Annotated in this window: 17 protein-coding genes; 5 read left to right on the top strand and 12 right to left on the bottom strand. The window is 61.1% G+C overall.

Annotation, left to right across the window (positions count from 1 at the left end; genetic code table 11):
* Positions 1–27 precede the first annotated feature (27 nt).
* The 7 genes from GO499_RS10370 to GO499_RS10340 all read right to left on the bottom strand — a co-directional run bounded on the left by GO499_RS10370 (position 28) and on the right by GO499_RS10340 (position 4,271).
* Positions 28–432: a DUF6841 family protein gene (locus GO499_RS10370; protein ID WP_161862116.1), complete on the bottom strand. Its 405-nt coding sequence runs from the start codon at positions 430–432 to the stop codon at positions 28–30.
* Positions 433–585: 153 nt separating this feature from the next.
* A complete protein-coding gene (locus tag GO499_RS10365; protein WP_161862115.1) occupies positions 586–993 on the bottom strand; it encodes a DUF6841 family protein in 408 nt (135 codons plus the stop codon).
* A 259-nt stretch (positions 994–1,252) separates the two neighbouring features.
* On the bottom strand, positions 1,253–1,432 hold the full coding sequence (locus GO499_RS10360) for a hypothetical protein (protein ID WP_161862114.1): 180 nt from the start codon (positions 1,430–1,432) through the stop codon (positions 1,253–1,255).
* 4 nt (positions 1,433–1,436) lie between these two features.
* Positions 1,437–2,648 carry an acetyl-CoA C-acetyltransferase gene (locus GO499_RS10355; RefSeq protein WP_161862113.1) on the bottom strand — a complete coding sequence of 404 codons (1,212 nt, stop codon included), beginning with the start codon at positions 2,646–2,648 and terminating at the stop codon, positions 1,437–1,439.
* 33 nt (positions 2,649–2,681) lie between these two features.
* The gene (locus GO499_RS10350) at positions 2,682–3,059 is read right to left on the bottom strand and encodes a hypothetical protein (RefSeq protein WP_161862112.1); all 378 of its coding nucleotides are present in this window, start codon (positions 3,057–3,059) and stop codon (positions 2,682–2,684) included.
* Positions 3,056–3,685, bottom strand: coding sequence for a glutathione S-transferase family protein (locus tag GO499_RS10345; RefSeq protein WP_161862111.1), 630 nt, complete (start codon positions 3,683–3,685; stop codon positions 3,056–3,058). Before GO499_RS10345 ends, GO499_RS10350 begins: the two co-directional genes overlap by 4 nt.
* Positions 3,686–3,812: 127 nt before the next feature.
* The gene (locus GO499_RS10340; protein ID WP_161862110.1) at positions 3,813–4,271 is read right to left on the bottom strand and encodes a GFA family protein; all 459 of its coding nucleotides are present in this window, start codon (positions 4,269–4,271) and stop codon (positions 3,813–3,815) included.
* Between the two features lie 63 nt (positions 4,272–4,334).
* Between GO499_RS10340 and GO499_RS10335 the strand changes: the two genes are divergently transcribed.
* A complete protein-coding gene (locus tag GO499_RS10335) occupies positions 4,335–4,985 on the top strand; it encodes a hypothetical protein (protein WP_161862109.1) in 651 nt (216 codons plus the stop codon).
* 91 nt (positions 4,986–5,076) lie between these two features.
* Here the strand turns inward: GO499_RS10335 and GO499_RS19905 are convergent, their stop codons facing one another.
* From GO499_RS19905 to GO499_RS10320, 3 genes are read right to left on the bottom strand one after another with little or no spacing between them, the layout of a single operon-like run.
* Positions 5,077–5,256: a DUF4287 domain-containing protein gene (locus GO499_RS19905; protein ID WP_431309897.1), complete on the bottom strand. Its 180-nt coding sequence runs from the start codon at positions 5,254–5,256 to the stop codon at positions 5,077–5,079.
* 56 nt (positions 5,257–5,312) lie between these two features.
* The gene (locus GO499_RS10325; RefSeq protein ID WP_161862108.1) at positions 5,313–7,091 is read right to left on the bottom strand and encodes an acyl-CoA dehydrogenase C-terminal domain-containing protein; all 1,779 of its coding nucleotides are present in this window, start codon (positions 7,089–7,091) and stop codon (positions 5,313–5,315) included.
* A 46-nt stretch (positions 7,092–7,137) separates the two neighbouring features.
* Positions 7,138–7,536 (bottom strand): MerR family transcriptional regulator, encoded by a 399-nt coding sequence (locus GO499_RS10320; RefSeq protein ID WP_161862107.1) that lies wholly within the window; start codon positions 7,534–7,536, stop codon positions 7,138–7,140.
* A 212-nt stretch (positions 7,537–7,748) separates the two neighbouring features.
* Between GO499_RS10320 and GO499_RS10315 the strand changes: the two genes are divergently transcribed.
* From GO499_RS10315 to GO499_RS10305, 3 genes are all read left to right on the top strand, one after another.
* The gene (locus GO499_RS10315; RefSeq protein ID WP_161862106.1) at positions 7,749–8,177 is read left to right on the top strand and encodes a PaaI family thioesterase; all 429 of its coding nucleotides are present in this window, start codon (positions 7,749–7,751) and stop codon (positions 8,175–8,177) included.
* Entirely contained in the window at positions 8,174–8,662 is a 489-nt protein-coding gene (locus tag GO499_RS10310) for a PaaI family thioesterase (protein ID WP_161862105.1), read from the top strand. The genes GO499_RS10315 and GO499_RS10310 overlap by 4 nt, the downstream gene beginning before the upstream one ends.
* A gap of 152 nt (positions 8,663–8,814) precedes the next feature.
* Positions 8,815–10,167 (top strand): MATE family efflux transporter, encoded by a 1,353-nt coding sequence (locus tag GO499_RS10305; protein WP_284154681.1) that lies wholly within the window; start codon positions 8,815–8,817, stop codon positions 10,165–10,167.
* A gap of 80 nt (positions 10,168–10,247) precedes the next feature.
* Here the strand turns inward: GO499_RS10305 and GO499_RS10300 are convergent, their stop codons facing one another.
* A complete protein-coding gene (locus GO499_RS10300; RefSeq protein ID WP_284154680.1) occupies positions 10,248–10,583 on the bottom strand; it encodes an ArsR/SmtB family transcription factor in 336 nt (111 codons plus the stop codon).
* 237 nt (positions 10,584–10,820) lie between these two features.
* On the bottom strand, positions 10,821–12,098 hold the full coding sequence (guaD, locus tag GO499_RS10295) for a guanine deaminase (protein WP_161862104.1): 1,278 nt from the start codon (positions 12,096–12,098) through the stop codon (positions 10,821–10,823).
* A gap of 74 nt (positions 12,099–12,172) precedes the next feature.
* Between guaD and mgtE the strand changes: the two genes are divergently transcribed.
* Entirely contained in the window at positions 12,173–13,573 is a 1,401-nt protein-coding gene (mgtE, locus tag GO499_RS10290; RefSeq protein WP_161862103.1) for a magnesium transporter, read from the top strand.
* The last annotated feature ends 87 nt before the right edge of the window (positions 13,574–13,660 follow it).

Raw genomic sequence — 13,660 nt, 5'->3', positions numbered from 1 at the left:
ATCCGATCTATCAATGCTGGTTTCGGCTTAGTGAGTGCGGAGCAGTCCGAGATCCGTTTCCGCTTGCGGAATGTCGATTGCCACGCGCAGGCCGTCGGCTGAACCCCGTACGACGTAGGTGGACGTTGTCTCAAGCAAAGTGGTGCCGGTCGCGCTGCGGCAATGCCAACTGACTTCAACCATGGTGAGACCGATCGCAAACGCTCGAGTGGATTCGATGCGGGCGGTGATCTGTGAAATCCCCTGATGCTGCAGGCGCCTGCGCCTCTCTTTGAAAAGCGCGAGCAGTTCGGAATGATCGAGGTAGCTTTCCGCTCCATTGTGATCGACGCAGAGTGAGCGCCGTTCGTAGAAATGGCAGATTTCGGGATTGTTTTCCTGCAGGAGAGAGGAGGCGAACGCGTCAAAAAAGGATTCGAATTGGTAGGCCAATGGATTGCCTGCATAGTCTTCGTCTGTGTTTGCAGGACTACCGCATTGTCACAGGCTGCCAAATGCCAAATGCGACCAGAATGTGGCAGATCACGAAAAAGTGATGTCAAAAGTGCGGCAATAGTGTGTCTTGCCTCTTGTCTCAGGCCGACTTCAAACCGTCGGGCTGCCGGGCCTTTCGCGCATCTCGTTGTGCGAGACAACGACGCAGACCATTGGTCCCTTGTCGGTGTTGCGGAGAGTGTAGGTGGAGTAGAGTTGATGACGCATTGCACCGTTCTTGTCGTAGAACATCCATTCCACGTCGGCGATCGCGACCCCGGGATCATAGCTTCGAAAGCTGAGGATGCGAGGGCTGATCGCCGCAATTCCGGAGTCCGCGTACGCGCCCCAGACGTCCGCAAAGTCTGCTTGCAGATCTTCGGGTTTCGCGAAGATCCGTGTCTCCATGTTCCGGACGAGAGTGAGAGGGAACGCATTCCAGTCGGTCGTTGCCGCAATATCTCCGTCCTGCAATGCTTCCGCGAACGTGCGAAGCTTGCGAGCAAACTCGGCCTGCATGTTAGTCCACTAATTCTGCGCTCCGAAGTTACACCGGAGCCACTCCCGAGATGAAAGCTTAGCGAATAGCAGATATGGATCAACAAATTTCGGTTTGTGCGCGCGTTAAGTGCCGTGCGGAGAGGTATTTGCGTAACTTTGTTGCGCATTGCGCAAATCGAGGCGGCAAAGCCGGGCCAGCGCTCAGACTTGTTAAAGGCCAGAACCGGGGAATCGAGAGCGCCAGGGTTGCAAGTACTTGCGGACATCACATTCTCCCTTACTGCTCCGTGTTCTGGCGCTCGGACGAGCCGGAATCGGACAGGAAAGCTTTCACCAGGGGGCAGTGCCGGTCGGTGCCGCCGGTATCGGAATAGAGCAGGGCCTCGAACGCGCCGAGTGCGGCCACGGCCTCGGCGCTGCCGGTATCGCGCCGGGCCTCCGATGCGCGCACGATCACGGGCTCAGACCCGCTCGATGATCGTGGCGGCCCCCATGCCGGAGGCGACGCAGAGCGTAGCGAGGCCGGTGCCCTTGCCGGTGCGCTCCAGCTCATCCAGCAGGGTGCCGATGATGATGGCGCCGGTGGCCCCGAGCGGGTGGCCCATTGCGATCGCGCCGCCGTTGACGTTGATGTCGGAGTGATCGACATCGAACGCCTGCATGAAGCGCAGCACGACGGATGCGAAAGCCTCGTTCACCTCGAAGAGGTCGATATCGCTGATCGACATGCCGCTGTCGGCGAGGATCTTCTCGGTCACCGGCACGGGGCCGGTGAGCATGATGGTGGGATCGGTGCCGATCTTGGCGGTGGCGCGGATGCGGGCGCGGGGTTTCAGCCCGTATTTCTCGCCGAATTCCTTGGTGCCGATCAGCAGCGCCGCCGCGCCGTCGACGATGCCGGAAGAGTTGCCCGCGTGGTGGACGTGGTTGATCTTTTCGAGATGCGGGTATTTCAGCAGGGCCACGGCATCGAAGCCGGGCATCACCTCGCCCATGTCCTTGAAGGAGGCTTTCAGCGCGCCGAGCGACTGCATGTCCGTCTCGGGGCGCATGTATTCATCGCGGTCGAGGATGGGCAGGCCGTTGCGATCCTTGATGGTGATCACCGATTTGTCGAAGCGGCCTTCGTCCCACGCGATCTTGGCGCGCTTCTGGCTTTCGACCGCGTAGGCATCGCAATCGTCGCGCGAAAAGCCGTATTCGGTGGCGATGATGTCGGCCGAGATGCCTTGCGGCACGAAGTAGGTTTTCAGCGCCACGTCCGGATCGACGGCGATGGCCGCGCCATCGGAGCCCATTGCGACGCGGCCCATCATCTCGACCCCGCCGGTGACATAGGCGTTGCCCGCGCCGCCGCGGATCTGGTTGGCGCCGAGGTTCGTGGCCTCGATGCCGGAGGCGCAGAAGCGGTTGATCGAGAGGCCGGGGACGGTTTGCGCGAAATCCGACAGCAGCACGGCGGAGCGGGCGAGACAGCCTCCCTGTTCCATCACCTGCGTGGCGTTGCCCCAGATGACATCCTCGACATCGGCGGTGTCGATGCCGTTGCGCCGCGCGATCTCGTTCAGCACATCGGCGGAGAGGCGCAGCGATGTAACCTCGTGCAGCGAGCCGTCCTTGCGGCCCTTGCCGCGGGGGGATCGGATGGCGTCAAAGATATAGGCTTCGGTCATTGGATTGCTCCTAGGTCTGGCGGTTCGGGAACCTCAGGTGGGTTCCACCTGCATCCGTGAAGTCAGGGCGAGCCATTCGACGATGGCGATCAGCAGGGCGGTGACGGAAAGGGCGGTCTGCGAGCGGTAGACGGTGGCAAGACGCGTGCCGAACTCGACACGCGCCAGCGCCAGCAGCGCCGCGACGGCGATGGCGGGCAGGATGAGGCCGGTCGCGAAGACGGCGACGACGAGAAGGGCGACAAGGGCGGTCCAAGCGAGGATGCCCGTGACCATGTGGCCGAGGCCGGTGCGGATCTGGATGTCGGACGGGTCGGGCGCGGCCGTTTCGGCCCGGCGGATGACGAGCGCGAAGACCGCGCAGGCAAGGCCGAGGACGAGCAGGAGCGAGAGCAGGGCCGCGCCGGTCATGACAGATCCAGCGGGTGGCCGGGCATGGCATCGTAGGGGTGGCGCCAGCCGGGCAGGGCGGCAATGGCGTCGCGCCAGCGGGCTAGGGCGGGGCCGGGTTCGAGGCCCACCTCGCCCAGGAACCAGATGTAGCCCGCGCAGGAGAAATCGGCGATGGTCGGGCGGTCGCCGAGGATGAAGGGGCGCGGCTCCAGCCGGGCCTCGAGCACCTTCATCGCCGCCTTGAAGCGACCCATCAGGAAGGCGATCACATCGGCGTTGCGCTTGTCTTCGGCGAGAAAGAGCTGGAGGAAGCGGCCGGTGGCGATCTGCGAGGTGAACTTGTGATTGTCCCATAGGAGCCAGCGCAGGATCTCGCGCCGTTCCTCGGCGTTTTGCGGGCCGAACTTGCCGTGCTTTTCGGCGAGATAGTCGAGAATGACGCCGGACTGGGTGAGGCAGAGGTCGCCCTCGGTATAGGTCGGCACCTCGGCCATCTCGTTGATCTGGCGGTAGGCGGGGCTGCGCGCCTCTCCGTGGAAGAAATCGACGAAGACGGGTTCCCATTCCTCGCCGCAGAGGTCGAGCGTCAGGGCGACCTTGTAGGCGTTGCCCGATTGCGCGAAGCAGTGGAGTTTCGGTGTCATCGCGTGACCTCTCGCTTTCCTTCCCGGCGGCGGGCTTCGGGCCTGCTCTTGGTGCCATGTTCTGCGCTTTGGGCGGGGCTTTCAAGCGTTCCCTCGCGGCAGAAACGGTGAAAAGTTTACGTGCGCGTCAATCTCCGTGCTCGTACTGGTGCGAGACCACGGGGGCCTCGACGGACGCCACGGTTTCCTGCTCGGCCACGGCGGCGAGGCCGAAGACCCAAGCGAGCCGGGATTCGGCGCCGTGGTTGGCGACGGGCGTGAATTCGATGGGGGTGTCGATGGTGCCGACCATGAATTCGGTGCTGTCCGCGCCGATCTGGCGGTAGAAGATCGGGGTGCCGCAATTGGCGCAGAAGCCGCGTTCGGCGATGGAGGAGGAGCGGAAGCTCTTGGGGCTGCCCTGCCATGTGATGCGGCTGTTTTCGACCTCGAGCAGGGGGGCGAAGGCGTTGCCGGTGGCGCGCTGGCACATGCGGCAGTGGCAGACGGTGTGGCGCGCGGCGCCTTGCGTCGCGTGGTAGCGCACGGCGCCGCATTGGCAGGCGCCGCGGAAGGCCCCGGTTTCGACACAGCCCGTGCGGTTCATCTGGTGTCTCCTCTTTGCGGTTGAATGTGAGGGCTGCCGAGGGATTGCGCAAGGGGGCGCGGGGTGGAGGGTGACCCGCTTGCCGCCGGGCGTGCCTGGCCGGGTGCGAAGTGGTATGGTCGTGATGGAACAGGGGGGCGCGCGATGGACAGGGAAGAGGGTGCGACGGACAAGCCAAAAGGCGCGTGGCTGCCGGGGCAGACGGCGGAGCGGGGCTATTACGCCACGGGCAGGTATGTCGTGGTGCGGAAGATCGGCGGGGAGCCATCGGCGGAGGAAGCGCGGCTTCTGGCAATGCTCTATGACGAGGCCTCGACGCAGTGGCGCGGGCTGCACGAGGTGCGGTTCAAGCTGCTGGGGCTCCTGCCCTTGGCGACCGTCGGGGTGCTGGGTTTTGGGCTGGGAGTGGAGGGGGTGCAGAAGGGCGTGCTGGCGATGATCGTAAGCGGGCTCGGCTTCGGGGTGACGCGGGGGTTGCAGATCTACGACCGGCGCAATTCGGAGCTTTACAATGCGCTGATCTCGCGCGGGCGGCGGATCGAGGCGGAGATGGGCGTGGTGACGGGCGTGTACCTGGGGCGGCCTTCGGCAGAGACGCGCGCCATTTCGCACGGGGTGGGCACGGCGTGGGTGTACAACAGCGTGAAATATGCGTGGGCGGCGGCCTTCGTGGCGGCGGCGGTTCAGGTGGTGCTTGCCGTGGCCGCGCGGTGATTGGCGCGGGCCGGAGGGCGCCCCGGCCGTGCGGGCTGCCGCCCGCCCAGCGACCCGCCCGCCAGCCTGCGCGCCCTGACGGGCCCCAGCTTCAGGCGCGTTTGCCCTTGAGATAGGCGTAGATGGCCATCGCGTGGCTGTGGTGGCCGAGGCCGTAATCGGCCTTCAGCCAGTCGGTGATCGTGCCGGCCTTGGCCAGCGGATCGAGCCCGCCCTTTTCGGCGGCGAGGGCGCGGAAATCCTCCGCGCTCTTGCCGGTTTTCTGTTCAATATTAACGAGCTAGGACTGAAAGCTCATGTTGGTTCCGACCGTTGCCTTGCGATGGTTCAGAACGCCTCTGCTGCAAGTGCCATCACCGGGTCGGCACCGCTTTCGATGCGTTTGAGGTGCATCGAGGTGGCGGGAAGCTGGCGGGCCATGTAGTAGCGGCCCGTGGCGATCTTGGTTTCGTAGAAGCTCTTGTCTTCGCCGCCGTTTTCCAGCGCCTCGAGTGCCGCCTTGGCCATCTGCGCCCACATCAGGCCGAGGCAGACATGGCCGAAGAGGTGCATGAAGTCGGTCGAGCCGGCGAGTGCCGCGTTGGGGTTTTTCATGCCGTTCTGCATGAAGTACATGCCCGCCGCCTGAAGATCCTTGGACGCCTGTTTCAGCGGGTCGAGGAAATCGGCTTTCAGTGCTGCGTTGCCCTCGTTGTCCTTGAGGAAGGATTTCACCATCTCGAAGAAGGCCATGACGTGCTTGCCGCCATCCTGCGCCAGCTTGCGGCCCACCAGATCGAGCGCCTGCACGCCGTTGGCGCCTTCGTAGATCATGGCGATGCGGGCGTCGCGGGCGAACTGCGACATGCCCCATTCCTCGATATAGCCGTGGCCGCCGTAGACCTGCTGGGCCTGGATCGTGCTCTCGAAGCCCTTGTCGGTGAGGAAGCCCTTGATGACCGGGGTCATCAGCGAGATGAGGCCGTGGGCATCGTCGTCACCGCCGCGGGTGTGGGCGTCGATCAGGGTGGCGCCCCACATGACGAAGGCGCGCGCACCTTCGGTGAAGCTTTTCTGATCCATCAGGTTGCGGCGGATGTCGGGGTGGACGATCAGCGGATCGGCTGGGCCATCAGGGTTTTTTGCGCCCGTCACGTCGCGGCCCTGAAGACGGTCGAGCGCGTAGGCCACCGCGTTCTGGTAGGCGGCTTCGGCCTGGGCGTAGCCCTGCAGGCCGACGCCGATGCGCGCCTCGTTCATCATGGTGAACATCGCGCGCAGGCCCTTGTGCGCGTCGCCCACGAGGTAGCCGGTGGCGCCATCGTAGTTCATCACGCAGGTCGAGTTGCCGTGGATGCCCATCTTCTCCTCGATCTTGCCGCAGGAGAGCGCGTTGCGGTTGCCGAGGCTGCCGTCTTCATTCACCATGAATTTCGGCACGATGAAGAGCGAGATGCCCTTCACGCCCTCGGGGCCGCCGGGAATTTTCGCCAGCACGAGGTGGATGATGTTGTCGGACATGTCGTGCTCGCCCGCCGAGATGAAGATCTTCTGGCCGGTGATCTTGTAGCTGCCGTCGTCCTGCGGCTCGGCCTTCGTGCGCAGGAGGCCGAGATCGGTGCCGCAATGGGGCTCGGTGAGGTTCATCGTGCCGGTCCACTCGCAGGAGACGAGCTTGGGGAGGTAGGTCGACTTCTGCTCTTCCGAGCCGTGCGCATGGATCGCGGAATAGGCGCCGTGGGTGAGGCCGGGATACATGTTGAGCGCCATGTTGGCCGACACGTGGGTTTCGCCGACCGCGGTGGCCAGCACGTAGGGCATGCCCTGGCCGCCGTATTCGGGATCGCAGTCGAGCCCGGTCCAGCCGCCTTCGCGCACGAGGTCGAAGGCTTCCTTGAAGCCCTCGGGCGTGCGCACGACGCCGTTTTCGAGGTGGCAGCCCTGCGTGTCGCCCACCACGTTGAGCGGGGCGAGCACGTCGCGGGCGATCTTGCCGGCTTCCTCGAGGATGGCGGAGGTGAAGTCGCGGTCCAGCTCGTCGTAGCCAGGGATGTCCTTGTGGCTGACCTTCAGCATGTCGTGCAGGACGAAATCGAGGTCCTTGGTGGGGGCGTTGTAAATTGGCATTGTGGTAGTCTCCCTAATCGTCCAGTCCGGTTGAGGCGCAGGACGCTTACTCTGCGGCGGCTTGGCTCTGGCGTTCGACCAGCATGGCTTCGACAACCTTGAGTTGGGCTTCGAGATCTGAAATTGCGAGTGTCAATTCATCGCGCTGTGCGATCATGTTGCTGAGATGTTTCTGCGCCAACTCGTGGGTGCGGGCGAGTTGTGTCACCTGCTGGTCACCGACGTGATAGAGGTTCAGCAATTGTCGAATTTCTTCGAGGCTGAAACCGAAGCGCTTGCCGCGCAGGATCAACTTGAGGCGGGCACGGTCCCGCTTGGTGAACAGGCGTTTCTGTCCCTCGCGGATCGGAGAGAGCAGTTCCTTGGCTTCATAGAAGCGGAGCGTGCGCGGTGTGACGTCGAATTCATCACACATCTGGCCGATTGTGGCGAGCGTGTCATTCATCTGGCATACCCTTCCTAGGTGTCTGTTTCATCTTATTGAATATGATGATTCTGTTTGCAGTATAGTTGACGTGGGCGTCAATCAGAAGAAAAAAGTTTACGCTTACGTCAACTGCTTAGCCGCTTCTTGTGAGTTTTCCTGCCGTCAGAGCGACGGTCGGCCGAGAGCATTTTGCAGTTGGGGTGGTCTGGCGAGCGTGGTATGCGCACCCTATGGACATAGCCAAAAAGACCAAGATCGCCAGACAGTTCATTGCCGCGCTGCCTCACAGCAGGGCGCTGGGAATGGAACTGGAAGAGATCGGGGACGGTGTGGCCGTCATGTGCGTACCGTATGACAAGCGTTTCATCGGGGACCCAGCGACCGAAGTGATGGCGGGTGGTGTGGTGACGGCGCTGCTGGATACCTGTGCTGGAACCGCAGTGATGGCGCACCCTGATGCTCCGGGCGGTACTGCAACAATCGACCTGCGAATTGACTATATGCGACCGGCGCCGCCGGGCCAGGCAGTGCATGCGCGGGCAGAGTGCTACAGGATGACCCGCTCTGTCGCCTTCGTGCGGGCGGAAGCTTGGTGTGCCGATGGCGGGGCGCCGGTGGCGACTGCCGCCGGAGCCTTCACCGTGGAGCCAAAATCTTGAGCAGACCGAAACCTGAACCTGTGCAGGTGGTCAAGCAGCGGCGAGACAGCGCGCTAGCCGACCTGGTGAAGGCCGTGCCGTATCTGGAATTTCTTGGCGTCAGCTTTGAACGCCGGGGAGATGAGTTGACGGCCATCATGTCATTTGATGACAAACTGATTGGCAATCCGCTGTTGCCGGCGTTACACGGCGGCGCAATTGGAGCGTTTCTGGAAATTACAGCGGTGATCGAACTGGCTTGGGGCCAGATATGGGAGCGAATGGAGCGAGGTGAGGAATTGCTAGCGCATCCTCCGTTGCCGAAGACTATAGATTTTACTGTAGACTATCTGCGCAGCGGCCTGCCACGAGACGCCTATGCTCGTGCGCGGATCAATCGTTCCGGCCGTCGATATGCAAGTGTGCATGTCGAGGCATGGCAGGACAATCGGGAGCGTCTGTTCGCACAGGCCACTGGTCATTTCCTTATGCCGCAGGGAAAATGATCGGACCATTATGCCGGTTCGAAGCTGGGTTTGACAACGGACCTTTCGGCGAAATTTTGGAGATAGATGAGAGTGAACCGCAACTGGCGTGAGATCGCTTTCCAAAGCCGGCGCGCTAAGCTGACGACGAGTTGGGTTTCCCGGATTCTCATGTGTTCCAATGGCGAGTTCCGGCGGTGGTGACGCCTGTGTTGCGCGAAATTACTCATCGCAGGGTGTTGGCAATTGCTCTGCCAATTGTGCTCTCCAATGCGACAGTACCGATCCTTGGGGCGGTCGACACCGGTGTTGTCGGCCAGCTGGGCGAGGCTGCTCCGATCGGCGCGGTAGGGATCGGGGCGATAATACTGACGGCGATCTACTGGATTTTCGGCTTCCTGCGGATGGGAACTGCCGGGCTTGTGGCGCAGGCGAGAGGCGGTGGCGAAGTGGCAGAGACCGGGGCGCTCCTGACGCGGGCCCTGATGATCGCCGGGGCAGCAGGGCTGACCTTCATCATCCTACAGGGGCCGATCTTTGCGGGAGCGTTCATGTTGGCACCTGCCTCGGACGAGGTTGAGAGGCTGGCGCAAAATTACATGGCGATCCGTATCTGGTCGTCCCCGGCGATTATTTCAGTCTATGCACTGACCGGCTGGCTGGTGGCGATGGAACGGACGCGCGGGGTGCTGGCGATCCAGTTGACCATGAACGGCCTGAACATCGTGCTGGACCTATGGTTTGTCTTAGGTTTGGGCTGGGGCGTGGAGGGCGTAGCTATCGCCACATTGATCGCCGAATGGTCCGGTGCATTGCTGGGCATTTGGCTCTGTCGGGCAGCGTTCACCGGCGGACAGTGGCATCAGTGGGCGCGGGTGTTCGATCCGGCAAGGCTGAAGCGCATGGCGGCGGTAAATACAGACATTATGATCCGCTCGGTGTTGCTTCAGGTGGCGTTCGTGTCGTTCCTTTTCTATGCCAGCCATCTGGGCGACGTGACTCTGGCGGCCAACCAGATACTGCTTCAGTTTCTGCATATAATTGCCTACGGAATGGACGGTTTTGCATTCGCGGCCGAGGCGCTGGTGGGCAGTGCATTGGGTGCGAGGAACAGGGTGCTGCTCCGGCGGGGGGCGCTCCTGACCAGTGTCTGGGGCGGGATCGTGGCGTTGGTCATGACCCTTGGTTTCCTGTTCTTTGGTGGGACGATCATAGACTTCATGACAACTGCGCCCGAAGTGCGGGAAGAGGCGCGGGAATTCCTAGGCTGGTTGGTGATCGCGCCGATAGCAGGCGTCGCTTCCTGGATGCTTGACGGAATATTCATCGGCGCAACACGAACGCGGGACATGCGTAACTGCATGATCATTTCCGTTATAATGTATGGTGTAACGGTGGTGCTGTTTGTGAACTGGTTCGGCAACGCCGGCCTCTGGGCGGCACTGATGATGTTCAATTTCTACCGTGCGGTGACACTGGCGTCCCGGTATCCCGCTCTTGAGCGAGCAGCCGAAAGGATCGAATGATTGCGGCGCTTGGCCGGCTTCAAAGCGCTTTGATCTGCGACGACGTAAAGGCTTCGCGGCAGCACCCGTAACTGCAGGGTTTAGGCGGCCTTGCAGAAAAGGTCGTAAATGAGTTCCATCATCTTGCGGCAGCGATTGTCCGTCAGGCTGTAATATATAGCCTTGCCTTCACGGCGGGGCGTGACAATGCCTTCCAGGCGCAAGCGTGAAAGTTGCTGGGAAACTGCGGACTGCCGTGCGGACAGAAGCGTTTCAAGTTCGTTGACCGATTTTTCGCCGTCGGCAAGGTGGCAAAGAATGAGCAACCGTCCCTCATGGCCTAGAGCCTTGAGGTATGTTGCGGCTTCCCGTGCCGATGCGGAGAGTTCGTCGTCCTGCTGGTCGCTGTAGGACGCCGGCGTGGTTGATAGATTCAAGATCTGACCCTCAAAAAAGGTATGCCTGTTGGGTGGTAGACTGCTTGCCGCAGACGTTCTGTGCGCTGCTGCACAATCCGAGGCCATTTGGGCACAAATTTGACGCTCAAAAGGCGGACGCAAAAATGTGATGGATTCCCTCTGTTTGTCAGTCCAACTTCAGCGTCGAAGCTAGGCCCGGCTAGATTTTTCTGGTCTCGATCCACACGGATTGGAGACTTCCCGGCGCATCTGGAATCAGCCTGCGATAGATACAACCTGCACAGCCCTGTCGTCGCCCATCATTATTGTCGGAAAGACGGCTTCCCAGATTGTCTCGGCTCTTGCTTGGCGTTGAGCGATCGCAGGCGTGCTGGCCAGATCGAGGGTAATCAGGTCAGCTTCCATACCGACAGCGATGCTGCCGATACGATCCTCAAGCCTTAGGCTCTGGGCACTTCCCTGGGTTGCCAGCCAGATAAGTTGCGCCGGGTGCAGCGGTGCGCCGCGCAGTTGGCTGATCTCGTATGCAGCTGCCATCGTGCGTAACATAGAGAAGCTGGAACCGCCGCCGACATCGGTAGCGAGCCCAGTGGGAATGCTAGCGGTCTGGGCACGCGCCATATCGAACAGCCCGGAGCCGATAAAGGTGTTCGACGTCGGGCAATGGGCAATGTGTGTGCCGGTATCGGCGATGGCTTGCCATTCACGCTCCCCCAAGTGGATTGCGTGTCCCATAACGGCGCCGGGACCAGCAAGTCCAGCGCGCTGATAGACGTCGAAATAGTCGCGTGCATCCGGATAGAGTTCGCGGACCCATGCGATTTCCTCTATCTGTTCGCAAAGATGTGTCTGCATCGGGCAATTGGGAAACTCAGACCATAGGGCGCCAGCAGCCTCCAATTGATCATGACTCGATGTGGGGGCGAAGCGCGGGGTGATCGCATAAGTCATGCGGGCCCTGTTGTGCCATTTGTTTAGCAGCGCCTTGCTGAAATCGTAACCCGACTGAGCGGTATCGCGTAGATCAACCGGTGCATTTCTGTCCATCATTACCTTACCGGCGACCCACCGCAGTCCACGCGTTTCGGCGGCTTCGAACAATGCGTCGACACTCTCGGGATGTATCGTGCAATAACTGGCGGCTGTCGTGATGCCGTTGGCGAGGCAAAGATCGAGGTAAGTTGCCGCTATCGCGGCAGCGTAGGCAGGATCGCCAAAGCGGGCTTCTTCGGGGAAAGTATAAGTATTTAACCAGTCGATCAGACGTTTTCCCCAACTTGCGATAATAGCCGTCTGCGGAAAATGGGCATGGGCATCTATGAAGCCTGGCAGGATCAGGCGGCGGCCGTGGTCTAGAACTTGGGCGTGCGGATTGGAACGTCTCAGGTCCTCTGCTGAGCCGGTCGCCGCGATCCGGCCTCCCACCACCAGCACGCCGGCACGGGATTCGTGTACCGCGCTTTCTTCCGGGGATGCCTCGAACGGACTATCACCAAAAATCAGGGTCTGGCCAATATGAAGGGTCGTTTTCATCTTTATCCGTTCGGTCTATCTGTTGATCACCAGCTATACGCACCCCTGCGCCGGGGTAAAGCGAAGGGGAACGCATGAGCGAAACTGATGACGTGACAGAAGGCCAGGATTCCGGCGAAGAGGCGAAAGAAGACGCGTATGCGATAAATGCGGCGACAGTGGACGGCATTCTTGCTGCCGTGGAACTGGGAGCGCAAGCGCGGCTGGTCGAACTGCTGGAGCCGCTGCACGAAGCCGATATCGCCGATTTGCTTGAACAGATCACGACATCGGAGCGACATAAGCTGCTGGACGTCTGGGGCGAGGAAATGGACGGCGCTTTCCTCTACGAACTAGAGGAGGGCGTGCGCGACGATATTGTCGAGTATCTCGACGACAAGGTGCTGGCTAGCGCGATGTCAGAGATGGAAACCGACGACGTCGTCTATCTCGTCGAAGACCTTGACGAGGAACAGCAGGAAAAGGTGCTGGAATCGCTGGATCTCGCTGATCGTGTTGCGGTTGAAGCCAGCCTTCAGTACGACGAGGACAGCGCTGGGCGGCTGATGAGCCGCGAGATGGTGACCGCGCCAGAGCATTGGACCGTTGGTGAAGCCATTGATTACATGCGGGCACACGAGGACCTGCCAGAGGACTTCTACAAGGTCATTCTTGTAGATCCTGCGATGAAGGTCGTAGGGACAGTACCCTTGGGCACGATCATGGCCAACCGACGGGAGAAGTCGCTAAAGGATATTGCGGACCTGGAGCCTCGGGTCTTTCCGGTGGATGAGAGCGCCGAAGACGTGGCCTATGCCTTCAACCAATACCACATGATCAGTGCGCCGGTAGTGGACGGCGACGGGCGACTTGTTGGCGTAATCACCATCGACGACGCCATGGATGTGCTGGAGGACGCGGCTGAAGAAGACATGAAGAGATTGGCCGGTTTGGGTGACGAAGAGCTTTCCGACAGCGTTTGGGAGACGGCAAAACTGCGTTTCCCGTGGCTGGGTGTGAATTTGATCACGGCAATCCTGGCGTCGGTGGTAATTGCCCAGTTTGAAGCGGTAATCGCAGCAATTGTGGCACTTGCGGTACTGATGCCAATAGTCGCTTCTATGGGCGGCAACGGTGCGACGCAAACGCTGACAGTTGCGGTTAGAGCGCTTGCGACCCGCGACCTTACCTCATCCAACGCCTTCCGGATTGTCCGGCGTGAGGTCTTGGTTGGGCTGCTGAATGGAGCGGTATTTGCAATCATTATCGGTATTGTCGGACTGGTGTGGTTTGGCAGCCCGATGTTGGGCGTGGTGATCGGTGTGGCTATGATCATCAACATGGTGGTCGCCGGTCTCGCAGGAATACTGATCCCAATGGGACTGGAGCGGGCAGGGGCAGACCCGGCGCTGGCCTCGGGTGCGTTCGTGACCACCGTGACGGATGTGGTTGGTTTTTTTGCCTTCCTTGGTCTCGCAGCGACCCTGCTGCTTTAGTGTACGGCCGTGACGGTGACAGTTGGAGAGACTTCAACCACAGACCGGTGAAGGCGGGTGAAGTTACGGCGACAATGGTGATTTGCT

Origin of the sequence: Algicella marina (genome assembly GCF_009931615.1) — a bacterium.
In the GTDB taxonomy this organism is placed as follows: domain Bacteria; phylum Pseudomonadota; class Alphaproteobacteria; order Rhodobacterales; family Rhodobacteraceae; genus Algicella; species Algicella marina.
The sequence above is the reverse complement of the archived record's forward strand: the minus strand, read 5'-3'. Positions and strand labels throughout refer to the sequence as shown.

Excerpts from the sequence above, each read along its gene's own strand:
- GO499_RS10315 (WP_161862106.1), top strand. The coding sequence starts at position 7,749 with ATGGACATAGCCAAAAAGACCAAGATCGCCAGACAGTTCATTGCCGCG.
- GO499_RS10340 (WP_161862110.1), bottom strand. The coding sequence starts at position 4,271 with ATGAACCGCACGGGCTGTGTCGAAACCGGGGCCTTCCGCGGCGCCTGC.
- GO499_RS10325 (WP_161862108.1), bottom strand. The coding sequence starts at position 7,091 with ATGCCAATTTACAACGCCCCCACCAAGGACCTCGATTTCGTCCTGCAC.
- GO499_RS10320 (WP_161862107.1), bottom strand. The coding sequence starts at position 7,536 with ATGAATGACACGCTCGCCACAATCGGCCAGATGTGTGATGAATTCGAC.
- GO499_RS10350 (WP_161862112.1), bottom strand. The coding sequence starts at position 3,059 with ATGACCGGCGCGGCCCTGCTCTCGCTCCTGCTCGTCCTCGGCCTTGCC.
- mgtE (WP_161862103.1), top strand. The coding sequence starts at position 12,173 with ATGAGCGAAACTGATGACGTGACAGAAGGCCAGGATTCCGGCGAAGAG.
- GO499_RS10345 (WP_161862111.1), bottom strand. The coding sequence starts at position 3,685 with ATGACACCGAAACTCCACTGCTTCGCGCAATCGGGCAACGCCTACAAG.
- GO499_RS10365 (WP_161862115.1), bottom strand. The coding sequence starts at position 993 with ATGCAGGCCGAGTTTGCTCGCAAGCTTCGCACGTTCGCGGAAGCATTG.
- GO499_RS10355 (WP_161862113.1), bottom strand. The coding sequence starts at position 2,648 with ATGACCGAAGCCTATATCTTTGACGCCATCCGATCCCCCCGCGGCAAG.
- guaD (WP_161862104.1), bottom strand. The coding sequence starts at position 12,098 with ATGAAAACGACCCTTCATATTGGCCAGACCCTGATTTTTGGTGATAGT.